At 60.9% G+C, this 13,117-nt stretch carries 10 protein-coding genes and 1 pseudogene; all 11 read left to right on the top strand.

Translation table 11 applies throughout. The features are described 5' to 3' along the window. Positions 1-850: 850 nt before the first annotated feature. The 11 genes and pseudogenes from ACZYOF_RS21440 (at position 851) to ACZYOF_RS21390 (ending at position 13,020) form a co-directional block, all read left to right on the top strand. Positions 851-1,375: an RNA polymerase sigma factor gene (locus ACZYOF_RS21440; protein WP_463717016.1), complete on the top strand. Its 525-nt coding sequence runs from the start codon at positions 851-853 to the stop codon at positions 1,373-1,375. Positions 1,376-1,429: 54 nt separating this feature from the next. Further along, positions 1,430-1,627 (top strand): annotated as a pseudogene (locus ACZYOF_RS21435) (FecR/PupR family sigma factor regulator); the annotation flags it as partial. 24 nt (positions 1,628-1,651) lie between these two features. Next, positions 1,652-2,506 (top strand): FecR family protein, encoded by an 855-nt coding sequence (locus ACZYOF_RS21430; RefSeq protein WP_463717017.1) that lies wholly within the window; start codon positions 1,652-1,654, stop codon positions 2,504-2,506. 284 nt (positions 2,507-2,790) lie between these two features. Next, positions 2,791-6,177, top strand: coding sequence for a TonB-dependent receptor domain-containing protein (locus ACZYOF_RS21425; RefSeq protein ID WP_463717015.1), 3,387 nt, complete (start codon positions 2,791-2,793; stop codon positions 6,175-6,177). 182 nt (positions 6,178-6,359) lie between these two features. Beyond that, positions 6,360-7,163, top strand: coding sequence for a hypothetical protein (locus ACZYOF_RS21420; RefSeq protein ID WP_051397185.1), 804 nt, complete (start codon positions 6,360-6,362; stop codon positions 7,161-7,163). 23 nt (positions 7,164-7,186) lie between these two features. Then, complete coding sequence (locus ACZYOF_RS21415; protein ID WP_063623437.1) at positions 7,187-8,998, top strand: type I secretion system permease/ATPase; 1,812 nt, start codon at positions 7,187-7,189, stop codon at positions 8,996-8,998. Continuing rightward, on the top strand, positions 8,991-10,301 hold the full coding sequence (locus tag ACZYOF_RS21410) for an HlyD family type I secretion periplasmic adaptor subunit (protein ID WP_463717014.1): 1,311 nt from the start codon (positions 8,991-8,993) through the stop codon (positions 10,299-10,301). The genes ACZYOF_RS21415 and ACZYOF_RS21410 overlap by 8 nt, the downstream gene beginning before the upstream one ends. An 88-nt stretch (positions 10,302-10,389) precedes the next feature. Further along, the gene (locus ACZYOF_RS21405) at positions 10,390-10,629 is read left to right on the top strand and encodes a hypothetical protein (protein WP_394567929.1); all 240 of its coding nucleotides are present in this window, start codon (positions 10,390-10,392) and stop codon (positions 10,627-10,629) included. Between the two features lie 104 nt (positions 10,630-10,733). After that, positions 10,734-11,684 (top strand): tonB-system energizer ExbB, encoded by a 951-nt coding sequence (exbB, locus tag ACZYOF_RS21400; protein WP_463717013.1) that lies wholly within the window; start codon positions 10,734-10,736, stop codon positions 11,682-11,684. A 5-nt stretch (positions 11,685-11,689) separates the two neighbouring features. Further along, complete coding sequence (gene exbD, locus ACZYOF_RS21395; protein ID WP_463717012.1) at positions 11,690-12,166, top strand: TonB system transport protein ExbD; 477 nt, start codon at positions 11,690-11,692, stop codon at positions 12,164-12,166. Continuing rightward, positions 12,163-13,020, top strand: a complete 858-nt coding sequence (locus ACZYOF_RS21390; RefSeq protein ID WP_463717011.1) for an energy transducer TonB family protein — start codon at positions 12,163-12,165, stop codon at positions 13,018-13,020. The genes exbD and ACZYOF_RS21390 overlap by 4 nt, the downstream gene beginning before the upstream one ends. Positions 13,021-13,117: the final 97 nt, after the last annotated feature.

Here is a 13,117-nt window from a genome sequence, read left to right as displayed (position 1 = left end):
AGATGTGCCTGAAGTCATGCAAATCGAAGCCGTAAACATAGGCAATCCTCGTGCCGGAATGCGCGTCGCATGTGCAGCCGTCGGATTGCTGACCTTGGTGACGCTCTGGAACGGCAGGGCAACGGCCAATTTAAGCGGCCAATCGTGGGATTGACGCTTCGATCAATCGCAAGAATCGGGTGTTGCGTGTCCCCGCAACCAACTGAAAGATCGGCGGTCAAATCAATCCAGCCTCGGGGGCCAACCGTAGAATAAGCCCGGCTACGCCAGAAACGAACGGGCACAATCGTTTAGAACAGGATCAAAAATCTAGGTCTTTCAACGTTAGACGCAGCAAGAACCGGGTTCGCTCGGCTGCTGATGGCTGCGCACTGCGCCGCCTCCAGTGCGGCGCGGTCATGTTCTCGACCCCGGTTGAAGTGATGCTCTCGAAACTGGAGACGATCATACCCCTGATACGACGCGGACAAGACCATCGTCGTCCATGTATCCCCGTCGATCGGTACGCAGCGGCCATTGATCATGGCGTGCGCAGTCTCTTCCGGCCGTTTTCCGTAGCTCTGAATGGAACACAGCCACCGGCCTGCGGCGGACAAGTTCAACCCTAGCTAGAGGCATTATAGATTATTGTCGTTGCGAACGAATTTCTGAGTTTCTAACTGTTTCGCGTGCAGTGGGCGCCCTGATCAATCAAGAGGTTAGCGGGCCGAAGGGGCGGCATGACCGGGTCAAGAGTCATACAACGCGTTGGCCGGCAGGGCCCGACCAGTGTCATGGCCCAAGGGCGAATGGAGGCAAGGCCGGGACCGGGACGCGGCAGGATTGTGCGTGATCGGGGGAGAAGGCTCTGATGAAGGAAGGGCTTGATCCACGCTTCGCTCTGTATCTGTCCTATCGCGCCGTTCTCATCGACTACGCCTCGTACCTGCTCGGCTCTCGCGAGGGCGCCGAGGACCTGGTCCAGGAAGCATTCATCAAATTCATCCCGACAGGTGACGGGAGAACGCCGAGCGCCCGTCCACGATCATACCTGTTCCGTATCGTGCACAATCTGGCCGTTGACGTGCTGCGGCGGAAGCGGCTGGAAAATCTGCGAAGCGCCCACAATGCGCCGGTCTGGGCCAGCTCACAGGCCGCCCCCACGCCTGAGGAAACCGTTCTTTATTATGAGAGCGAGCGCCGAGCCATGGACATCATCGCCGGGCTGCCGGAGAAACAGCGCATTGCGCTGGAAATGCACAGGTTCGGCGGATACTCGGTCGAAGAGGTGGCTGCCCACCTCGGAGTCTCTGTTCCGACGGTCTACCGTCTCATCCAAGCGGCCGTAGCAACGGTCACGATTCGGCTCGAACAGGACTCGGACGGCCGCGAATAGTCTTGTAAAGAAACATGTGAAGCCAGCGACTTCGTTCGGGTTGACGGCTTTGTCTTGTTCATTGGTAGACGGCGACACAGCACCGCGACAGGGAACATTGGAACGTTGGCTGCGAAACACGATACGGAGCATCAGCTGCTCGAGGAGGCGACAGGCTGGATTCTACGATTGGAAGACGCGTCCCAGGGCTCCGCAGTATTCGATGAATTCAAAGCCTGGCTTGCGGCTTGCGAGCAGAACCGGCGCGCGTGGGAGCGCGCCAACAAGACATGGACCGTGCTCGGCGCGGTCAAACCCGCCTACGATCAGAAGGTTTGGGAAGACGTCGATCCGCGCTTGAAATTGCACGTGGCGCACACCTCCGCACCCGGCTTTTCTCCACGCTCCGGGACGGTGCGCAGATCATATCGTCGACCAAGCGAGATTGTTGTCGCCGCGGTTGTCGCGGCATGCGTGCTGTGGATTGCAGCTCCAGCAATCCTCATTGCCATCCACGCCGACTATCGTACCGCCGCCGGCCACACCGAACATATTCGGATGGCCGATGGCTCCGTCGTCGAGCTCGGCGGAGGCAGTGCGATCAAGGCCGATATCGGAACGACAGAGCGCCGCGTTACGCTGCTGGCAGGAGAGGTCTTCTTCGACGTCGCACCCGATACCAGGCGGCCGTTCCTCGTCGATGCGCGGGGCGTCGAAATCAAGGTGCATGGCACCGCCTTCAATATCCAGGCCTCATCGACAAGCACGAAAGTTGCGCTGCTGCGCGGCTCCATCGAAGCCACGCCCGCCGCGAAGGACGAACCATCTGCCGTTCTCAAGCCTGGCCAAATGTTCGTCGTCGATCACATGACAGGTAATGTAAGCATCGAGCCGGTATCCCTTGAGGAAATCGGAACCTGGCGTGAAGGAAAGGTCATTCTGTCCAACGTCACCGTGGAATCGGCCATCGAATTGATCCAGCGCTATTTCTCGGCCTCGATTTTGCTTCCCGACAGAAGCCTTGCGGGCCGCAAGGTGAGCGGGCTGTTCGATCTGCGCGATCCTGACCGCGCGCTCGCTGGGCTCGTCGAGCCCTTCGGCGGCAAAGTCCGGGCCCTGACCCCGTTCGTGCGGATCGTGTCGCGTCTGTAATTGGTTCGCTCGCAAATCTTATAATTCCTCCAAAACGAGCGCTACCGTGAGAATCTTGCGGCAGCTCTACGTCTTTGCGGTCGGAAGTGCATGCCTACGGAGTGGCTGCGCAATGACAAGTGAAGACGAGCGAGTTGATGCATACTGGGAGCGTAACAAATAGAATTGGATCGGTAACACAAAGTAGGTCGAAGCGCGCGACTATCCGATTGCTCCGGAGTGCTGGCGTCTGCGCGCTGTCTGCCGGGCCGGTATTATACGCGCACCTTGCTTTCGCTCAGATCGTGCAAACGCAAGATACGACCGCTCCGGCGCGTCAGTTCAACATTCCGGCTCAGCCGCTGACGAACGCGCTCAGCCAGTTCGGCCGCCAGTCCGGACTTCAGGTCGCATTTCCCTCCGAAGCGTCGCAGGGTGTGCGATCCAACTCCGTTGTCGGTAGCTTCACGCCGCAGCAGGCGCTCGAGCGGCTTCTGCGCGGAACCGGCGTGAGCTACCGCATCACCTCGCAAGGAACGGCCGTCGTTGGCGGGCGACCCTCAGCCGACGCATCAGACGCTGCCGGCCGGCCGGCGGCCGACGGTTCTCTTGTTCTCGATCCCATCAATGTGACCGCCAATCGTTCTACGACGAACGGCGATACGCCCTATGAGACCCCCGGATCGGTTTCGCACGTCTCGCGCGAGCAACTCGATCGCCTGCCGCCGGCGTCGGCCGGCGACGTGTTCATCGATACGCCCGGCGTAATCTCGGCGGGCAATCATGTCGGCACGTCGATCAATCCCAATATCCGGGGCCTGCAAGGCATGGGCCGCGTGGGCACGACGATTGACGGTGCGCGCCAGAACACGAGCTCCTATCGGGGCTATATCGGAAACCGCGACGAGACCTATGTCGATCCCGATCTGATCGGCGGTGTCGACATTTCCAAGGGACCGGGCAGCGGAGTGGGTGTTGGGAGCATCGGTGGCAACGTCAATTTCCGCACCCTCGAAGCAGGCGACATCGTCAAGGACGGCCAGACATTTGGTACGCGCGTCAAAGGCAGCCTCGTCACCAACGGGGTAGCGGAGCAGTCGCCAAGTTTCCTGTCGAACAATGCTGTCAACACGGCAGCCAATGGCCGGCCATCCTTTTTCAACGGCGACACATATTCGGGCAGTGCGGCCGTCGCCGCGATCAAGGAGAACTACGAATTCATTGTCGCCTATTCCAAGCACGTGCAAGGTAACTACTTCGCCGGAACAAAAGTCCCTGATGGAATCACATTCCGTCCTGCAAACGCGGTTACGACGACCGCAAATGCCAATTCGCTCGTAAAGCCTGGCCAGGAGGTCTTCAACACCTCCGAAAACACGGATTCGTTTCTTGCAAAAGGAAAGGTGAAGTGGGGCGACGGCCAGTCGCTTGAACTCGACTATCTCTCCTACAACTCCCATTACGGTGAGATTGATGAGCTGAGCTATCAGGCTGCGATAGTGTCGGGAATTTTACCCTACGGACAATTCCCGCTGTCCGAGACCCGTGTCGATACTTACACGGCCAAATATAAGTATGAGCCGTCGGACAGTCCGTATGTGAAAATGCGGGCCAACCTCTGGCTGACCGATCTTGCGTCGCAACGCCATGGCGTGCTTCCTGGTCCCTACGGCGACACTACGCTCGGCGGAGATGTCGGCAACACCTCCGTGTTCACCACGCCGCTCGGTCAGCTCACCTGGGACAACGGCGTTGAATTCACGCGTGAGCGCGCTACGGCCGAGCAGTTTCCGAGTTCGGTGTCGGGGTCGGAGGGCTGGGAAGCCTACGGCCCTTCGGGCGTGCGACTGATGACGGGGACATTCAGCAACGCAAGCCTCAGGCCGATCGACCGGCTGACGCTCTCCGCAGGGCTGCGCTATGACCATTACAATTCCAGCGGCGAAGGATACCTCACCAAGTTTCCTGATCGGTCAGGCGGGCGTGTTAGTCCCAATGCCGCTGTCGTTATATCGCCCATGGAGGGAATCCAGTTCTACGGCCAGTACAAGGAAGGCTACCGCCCTCCGAGCCTCCGTGAAACGCACTGGCATTATCAGGGACTGCTCTGGAATAATCCGGATTTGCAGCCCGAGATCGCCAAGGATTACGAAGCCGGCCTGAATATCCTGCGTAACAACGTTCTCCAATCCGGCGACAAGCTTCGCGTCAAGCTCGCCTATTTCGACAATCACTATGATGACTATATCGTCCGCTACCAGACCGGCAGCGGATCAACCGGGTCGGCTGCGGACCATAAATACGTATGGTACAATATCAACGGCGCCAACTTCCGCGGCTTCGAAATGTCCGGAAACTATGACTCGGGCGCGTTTTTCCTCGAGGGCGCCTTCACCAAATACACCAAGATTGAATATTGCGAGACAGCAGGAAGCTGCGCACCGCCGACGTCACAGTTTGATTTGGCGAGCCCGACGGGCGCACTGAAAAACGATTACGCTGCGAATTATGTCCCGCCGAATTATGCCGGCAGCGTGACGGCCGGCATCCGGTTGTTCGATCAGAAGCTGACGTTGGGCGGACGGGTCCAGTTCTCATCGGCACGCTCGGGCAGCGTCTGGCCGCCAACCAGCGGCGATACATTCACTTGGCCCTCATATCAGGTGTATGACCTGTTCGGCATCTACAAGATCGATGACGACTCGACGATCAATTTCAGCATCGAGAATCTAACGGACCAATATTATTTCGGCGCGCTCACCTCGATCGCCGTCCCGTCGCCCGGCCGAACCGCCCGGATCAGCTACACGACGACGCTGAACGAAACGACGCCTCTCGTTCGTCATCTTCCTAACGCGAGACTCGGAAATGCCTCGGACGGCGCTCCGGGGAGCGACTGGACCGGTCTTTATCTCGGCGGCCACCTCGGTTACGGCCTGGCCCGCACCAAGGGAGTCACGACGGCCGGCGATGGAACGCCCGGAGCTATCCCGGCGACGGAGTCGGCTGACCTGAGCTTCCGCGATCTGACGAGAGGCTTGCAGGGCGGGTTCAATTATCAGTTCTCGAACCGCGTGGTGATCGGTATCGAGGGAGATTATTCCTGGACCAAGTTCCGGAAGACGCAGGACGCCATTGCAACGGAAGCCCCCAAGCTCACGACAGGCAGCTTCCTGCAGGCCAAGACCGACTACCAGTTCGACTGGACGGCGTCGCTGCGCGCCCGCGTCGGCTACGCTTTCGATCGCGTGCTTGTTTATGCGATGGGCGGTCTGACGTTCCTGAACGAAAGCGAAGTTCGCAGTCAGTATCGGGCCGTCAGTGGAAGCGTGCCTAGCACTCAACTCAACTTTCGCGAAGAGGCCTCAGGGACACGTAGCGGATGGACGTTCGGCGGGGGATTCGAATATGCGCTGACCAATAACTGGTCTCTTAGAGGAGAGTATTCTTACGATCATTTCGGAGATAGGGAGTTTCTCTTCCCGAATGCGACCGCCGGCGTGACGCTGCCGTACGCGGTACAGACCCAAATCTGCGCTGTTTACTTTCCTCCGTCCCGCGGCGGCGGATGTCGCCTCTATCGCACCCAGACAGTCACAGTTCCTGGCTCGTCCCAGACGACGAACGGTCGCAGGGCGGAAAACGATCTTGATTTTCATGCGATCAAGATCGGCGTGAACTATCGCTTCTAATTCAAGGGGGGCGGCACTTTCACCCCGAGATCGACGCGCGTTACGACAAGTCCGAGGCGGATGCCTATTCCGCGCCGGCCCGGACGGCGACTGCATTGCTAGAGTCCAAGTTTCCCCACCTCTCGACGTGGGGTCCGAGGTTCGTCAGCAAGACGAACGTTTGAGCAAGAGAAGAGGTAAAGATGACTTCCACCATCAACCTTACATCGGCCAGCAGCGATCTTTTGGGATATCTTACCGGTGCCTGGGAAAACGACTTCAACTACAATGACAACGGTGCTTTCTATCCGACCTCCTCACCCTACTCGGAATGGGCGGCAGGCAATAGCGGGGTTTCGGGCGACTCCGGAGTGATCCTGCATGGCTCGGGATTCACCTACTCGCCTCCCGGCGGATTCAGCGGCACCATCACCGAACTCGACTTTGGCCACGGTCTTACTGGCAGCAGCAGTTCTGGTTTCGGATTGACCACGCCCGAACTTTCGATCGAACTCGGCGGCTCCGGCGGCACGAGCCCGGATACGACGTTCAATCAGGCAATCTACGTGCTCTCCCATGGCGGCAGTGTTTATGGCCAAACCGAGTTCGGTCAGCCCTTTGCCGGGCTAGTCGATTATCTCGGCGAGACGGGCACCACCCAGAACGGCACCTCCGGCGACGACTACCTGTACAGCTTCTATGGAAACGACGCGCTCTCCGGAAACGGCGGAAGCTCGGACTTCGACACGTTCAAGTGGGATCATAGCCTCTACGATTCCAGCCACGGTTTCGGAAACGACACGATCACTGACTTCGTTCAGGGCAACGATCTCATCGATTTCAAGAACTATGGCTGGTCCGACTACAGCCAGTTCATCAGCGACAGCCATGTGAACGTCGCAGGTAACACCATCACCTACACCGATCCGACCAACGCGAGCCTGCACAGCACGGTCACGGTCGACGGCGTCTCGAGCCTGTCCGCGTCCGACTTCGCCTTCGTCTGATGGCACCACGAGCGCCACGAACAATGAAGCGGACACCGCCGCAGCCGTTGGCTGCGGCGGCTGTTTCCCGTTTCAAACAAGGCGCCGTCGCGCTGGCGCTGGTCAGCGGGGTCATCAACATCCTCGGCCTGACCGCACCGCTTTTCATGCTCCAGGTTTACGACCGCGTGCTGGCAAGCCGCAGCATTCCGACCCTGCTGGGGTTCTCCGTGCTGGCGATGATCGCCTATGGTTTTCAATTGCTTCTCGAAATCATTCGGTCGCGCGTGCTGCTGCGCGCCGGTGAATTTTTCGATCATGAGCTTTCCCGCCGTGTCCATGAGGCAGTTGTGCGGCTTGCTTTGCAGACACGCGCACCGGGTGATGGTCTCCAGGCCCTGCGCGACCTCGACAACATTCGCAGCTTTCTGTCCGGCCAGGGGCCGGCCGCCTTTTTCGATCTGCCATGGGCGCCGCTCTATCTAGCCATCTGCTTCGGCCTCCACGTATGGATCGGCCTCACCGCGCTGGCGGGGGCCGCCATTCTGACGGCCCTGACCATCCTCACCCACAAGTTGTCGTCGGCTCCGGTCCGGGAGACGATCAAATACGGCATGGAACGCAACGCGATCCTGGACGGGTCGCGCCGCAATGCGGAGGTAATCCGTGCATTAGGGCTCGGTGAACGAAGTGCAGACCGATGGATCGCGGTCAACAGGAAGTATCTGGCCGCGAACAGAAGGGCGGGAGACGTTGGCAACGCGCTCGGCGGCACCGCGCGCGTGTTTCGGATCATGTTGCAATCGGCGGTCCTTGGCGTCGGTGGGTATCTCGTCACTCAACAAAGTGCCACGGGCGGCGTCATGGTCGCCAGTTCCGTCATCTTGGGGCGCGCCCTCGCGCCTGTCGATCTCGCGGTCGCCACGTGGCGGTCCCTTTTGATCGCTCGGCAAAGTTGGGCGCGCCTGCGGGATCTCTTGTCGTTCGTCGCACCTCAAGCAAACATGACCCCGCTGCCGAAGCCGAAGGCGAATCTCACCGCTGAGAGGGTCGGCATCGTGGCGCCGGGCCATAGAAAACCAACGGTCGTCGAGGTCAATTTCGGTATTCACGCCGGCAGTGCGCTCGGTATCATCGGTCCCAGCGGCAGTGGCAAATCGACCCTGACCCGCGTTCTCGTCGGGGTCTGGCATCCCGCCCATGGCACGGTGCGCCTTGACGGCGCCTCGCTCGAGCAATGGGACAACGAAAGTCTTGGCCGCCACATCGGCTACCTGCCGCAGGATGTCGAGCTGTTCGACGGGACAATCGCCGAGAACATCGCGCGTCTCGATCCCTCTGCGGATCCCGACCATGTCGTGAAGGCGGCGAAGGCGGCTGGCGTCCATGACCTCATTCTTCGTTTCGACAACGGATATGACACGCCAATCGGCGAGGGGGGATCGGCCCTTTCTGCGGGACAGCGTCAACGCATTGGTCTCGCACGGGCGCTTTATGGCGATCCGTTCCTCGTCGTTCTCGATGAGCCAAATTCCAATCTCGACACCGAAGGAGAGGGCACTGTCATTCAGGCGATCGCCGCCGTGCGTGCGCGCAAAGGAATAGCAATCGTCGTCGCACACCGGCCGAGTGTGCTCGGCATTGTCGATCTTGTTCTGATGATGGAAAACGGTCGCGCAAGAGCTTTCGGCCCGCGCGATGAGATCCTGCCGCGGATGATGAGGCCGACTTCTGTCCAGCCTGGGTTGAAAAGCTCACCCGCTGATCAGAGGGGGACACATTCGCTCGGACCGCTTCGAGTCGTAGCGGCGCCCGACGACACGTCTCCGGTCCCAACAGAGGAAGGCGATGTCTAACGCTGATGCTGTCGCCGTGGTCCGCTCCATCCGGCACCACCTCATTTTCGGCGTTTTCGCTGTGCTTGCATTCACCGCTTGCATCGGCGGATGGTCGGCGGCTACAGAATTGGCTGGCGCCGTAGTCGCCGACGGCACCTTCGTCGTCGACTCCTATGTGAAAATGGTCCAACATCCGACCGGTGGTGTGGTCGGCGAATTGTTGGTTCGCGAGAGTCAGCTGGTCAAAGCAGGCGATGTGCTGATCCGCCTCGACGCCACCCAGGTTCGTGCAAACCTGGCCATCGTCAGCAAGCGCCTCAACGAACTGGCCGCCCGCGAGGCTCGGCTTGAGGCCGAGCGCGACGACAAGGACACGATCACGTTTCCGCCCCTTCTCACGGAGCATGCGAACGACCGCGAAGTGGCGCGCGCGATGCAGAGCGAACAGAATCTGTTTCGGTCACGGCACGACACGCGGATTAGCAAGAAGGCCCAGCTTGGGGAGCGTATCAAGGAATACGAGCACCAAATTTCCGGTCTGAAAGACCAGCAGGAAGCATTTGAGCATGGAATACGAGTTCGCGAGCGGGAGTTGGTGGATCTGCGCGACCTGCTGGCAAAAGGCGTCACGTCCGTCCAGCGGCTTAATGAACTGGAACGTGACAAGGCGACACTCGACGCTTATCGCGGCCAGGTCGTCGCGGGGCAGGCGCAGGCGGCGGGCAGTATCGCCGAAGCAAGATTGCAGAGTTTGCAGGTCGATCAAGACTTGAAGACCGAGGTCACCGGCGACCTGCGCGATACGCAGGCGCAGATTGGTGAATTTTCCGAACGCAGGATTGCCGCTGAGGATCAGTTGCGGCGCATCGACATGATCTCGCCCCAGGATGGCTGGGTGCACAACCTGTCGGTTCACACTGTCGGCGGGGTCATCGCTCCACGTGAAACAGTGATGGAGATCGTTCCCGACGAAGACCGCCTGACGCTGGAGGTGCATATCTCGCCAAAGGACATCCACGACGTCCATCTCGGGCAGGATGCAATCCTGCGCCTGACCGCCTTCAACCTGCGCACGACGCCGGAGCTCGACGGGACAGTGAGCCGTGTCGCTGCGGACCTCACGCAGGACCAACGTACGGGCACATCCTTCTATGTCATCAGGATCGCCGTTCCGCCGGAACAGTTCGCTCGTATTGGCGAACGGAAGCTCGTTCCGGGAATGCCCGCCGAGGCCTTCATCCAGACCGGCGAACGCACCGCGCTTTCCTATCTTGTGAAACCGCTTTCGGATCAGATCAACCGTGCCTTCAGGGAAGAATAGCAAGGATGGCCACGATCGAAATCGAAAAGCCTCCTGCAACGCGCCGCGCCAAACGCCTAAAAGCCGCAACGAAGCGCTGGGGTGAGTCATGACGACAACACTTTCTGAACTGGTGTTCAGCGCCTTGTTCTTGATGTTCGTGAACACTTGCACGGTCTTCGCATTTCTATCCGAAGGACAATGTCGTCGGACCATGCGGGCCATCGTTGCGCTGTTCGACAGACGCATCCTCCGGAGCTTTCGTCCTGACGAGAATGGGCGGATTGCCAGCCAACGGGGACGGATCGTTTCAGTGCGGAGCCGACCGGTGGCGCGCATCGCCTCGTGAGCGGGTCGATGGCGCACAACCAAAGCGCGATCGCGGCGAGGATGCGAATGGGCCAACGACCCGCGTTACGGGCATCGATTGATGGACGATTGGAAGGACGTGGCATGATACTATTGCCGAGGCGAGAATGGACGATCACGCCGTTGCTGCTGCTCGTCGTGTTGACCATGGCAATGTCCTGCGGGATGGCCCAACAGCCGGCCGCGCCGCCCGACACCAGCATTGCTGCGCCGTCGGCAGAGTCGATGAAGACGGTCAAGCCGTCTCCCGCCGAGACCACGCCAAGCGACCGTTCCGTGGCATCACGTGGCCCGGATTCGGAGCGCCGGGCCGGCCTGCCGCATGATTTGTCGCCCTGGGGCATGTTCATGGCGGCCGACTGGGTGGTGAAGGCGGTGATGATCGGCCTTGCCTTCGCCTCGCTCGCGACCTGGACTGTGGCTCTCGCCAAGACTGTCGAGGTTGTCTGTGCCCGCGCTAGAGCGACGCGGACAACTCAGGTCATTGCGTCATCGGAGAGCCTTGCAGACGCTGATCGCGTTCTTGCAAACCGGGGTGGGCCCACCGTGTTCATGGTGCGGTCCGCCGGCGAGGAACTGCGTCGGTCGTCCCGGATCCTCCTTCACGCAGGGGACGCCGGCGTGAAGGAGCGCGTCGCGTCGCGTCTCGCCCGCATCCAGGCCCAGGCTGGCCGCCGGCTGACCCGCGGCACCGGGTTGGTCGCCACCATTGGTGCAACCGCGCCCTTCGTCGGCCTGTTCGGCACAGTATGGGGGATCATGAACGCCTTCATCGGCATCTCGCAGACGCAGACCACCAATCTCGCGGTGGTGGCGCCCGGCATCGCCGAGGCGCTGCTCACGACCGCGGTCGGTCTCGTCGCCGCTGTTCCGGCGGTGGTCATCTATAATGTGTTCGCGCGCGCGGTCACCGGCTATCGGCAGGGTCTCGCCGATGCGGCCGCCGAGGTCGAACGGCTCGTCAGCCTCGATCTGGACTTGCGCAAGATGCCCGGCCCCCGCCAGCCTTCGACCTCCGCCGTGGCCGCGGAGTAGGCGTTATGGCCGGCGGCATCCGCGATCGCTTCAAGGACGATCTCGAGGACAACCATGAGATCAACGTCACGCCGTTCATCGACGTGATGCTGGTGCTCTTGATCATCTTCATGGTCGCGGCGCCGCTCGCGACCGTCGATGTTCATGTCGATCTGCCGGCCTCGACCGCGTCGCCGGCGCCGCCTCCCGACAAGCCGGTTTACCTGACGTTGAAGCAGGACCTCACGCTCAATCTCGGCAACGACCCGGTGCCACGGGAGAGACTGCAAGCGGCGATCGAATCGTTCACTGGAGGCAACAAGGATGCGCGCGTCTTCCTGCGCGCTGGCAGGACCGTCGACTATCAACATCTCATGGAGGTGATGAACCTGCTGCGCGAGGCGAGCTATCTGAAGGTCGCGCTGGTCGGCCTCGAAGCGGCGTCAGCAAGCAAGAGCGAACCCGATGAGGCCCGCCCATCACCTGCGGTGGCTGCGCCATGAACGACTTCAATGGCTCGATCACGCGCCGGGCCAAGGTGAGCGAAGCCCTGCTGTGGCTGGCTGCGGGCCTCGTTACGGTCGGCGTCCATGCCGGAGCCGTGGCCTGGCTGCTGCGCGGGAAGGTGGTCGTGGCTGCAGACAATTCACCGCCGGCCGCGATCATGATCGAGCTCGCGGCCGCGCCGGAAGCAATCCAGGCTGCGCGGAACGAGATCACGCCGGACCAGAAATTGGCAGAAGAAAGCGTGCGGCGGAAGGAGCAGAGAGGCGAAGAACGGCCGCCTGAGCAGACGGCCGAACCGGCCACCAGGCCGGTCCGGCCGGCCGAACACCAGGAGATCAAGGAGAAGACCGTCGTGCTGGATAAAGCGGAGGTCCAGCTTCCGACGGAGCAGCCGAAGCCGAAGCCGAAGCCGAAGCAGGAAACCAAGAAGCAAAAACCGAAGGAGAACAAGCCGCCTCTTCGCAAGCAGCAAGCCGCTGCCGAATCGAAGGTCGCCTGGCAGGCGCACGTGGAGGCTCGGCAATCGGACCGCATTGCCGCCGCGCAGACCGCCTCGGGACTGTCGTCAATGTCGCCCGCCAATTGGCAGTCGCTGCTGACGGCTCATCTTGAGCGCCGCAAGCGCTATCCGTCGGACGCAAGAGAGCGCGGCGCGCGCGGGATCGCCTATGTGCGCTTCACGATCGACGGCGCCGGCAAGGTGCTGTCGGCAAGCCTGGTGCGATCGTCCGGATTCGCAGAACTCGATCAGGAGGTGGTGGCGCTGGTGCACCGGGCCTCGCCCGTTCCGGCGCCACCGCCGGGCGTCAGCCGGACGATCACCGTGCCGGTGAACTTCAACGTCAATTAGCGCGCTTCAAGGCGCCAGAGGATCGACAAAGCTACTGTCCTGATTTTCGCTCGAACCCCGCCCTGGCGAAAGGAGGGCGTGAAAGCAAGGAACACCG

This window comes from Bradyrhizobium sp. LeoA1Lang, from assembly GCF_055413685.1.
The sequence above is the reverse complement of the archived record's forward strand: the minus strand, read 5'-3'. Positions and strand labels throughout refer to the sequence as shown.

Bases quoted from the DNA above. Each gene is read 5' to 3' on its own strand.
- ACZYOF_RS21440 (WP_463717016.1), top strand. From the start codon at position 851: ATGAAGGAAGGGCTTGATCCACGCTTCGCTCTGTATCTGTCCTATCGC.
- ACZYOF_RS21390 (WP_463717011.1), top strand. From the start codon at position 12,163: ATGAACGACTTCAATGGCTCGATCACGCGCCGGGCCAAGGTGAGCGAA.
- ACZYOF_RS21410 (WP_463717014.1), top strand. From the start codon at position 8,991: ATGTCTAACGCTGATGCTGTCGCCGTGGTCCGCTCCATCCGGCACCAC.
- ACZYOF_RS21420 (WP_051397185.1), top strand. From the start codon at position 6,360: ATGACTTCCACCATCAACCTTACATCGGCCAGCAGCGATCTTTTGGGA.
- ACZYOF_RS21405 (WP_394567929.1), top strand. From the start codon at position 10,390: ATGACGACAACACTTTCTGAACTGGTGTTCAGCGCCTTGTTCTTGATG.
- exbD (WP_463717012.1), top strand. From the start codon at position 11,690: ATGGCCGGCGGCATCCGCGATCGCTTCAAGGACGATCTCGAGGACAAC.
- exbB (WP_463717013.1), top strand. From the start codon at position 10,734: ATGATACTATTGCCGAGGCGAGAATGGACGATCACGCCGTTGCTGCTG.
- ACZYOF_RS21415 (WP_063623437.1), top strand. From the start codon at position 7,187: ATGAAGCGGACACCGCCGCAGCCGTTGGCTGCGGCGGCTGTTTCCCGT.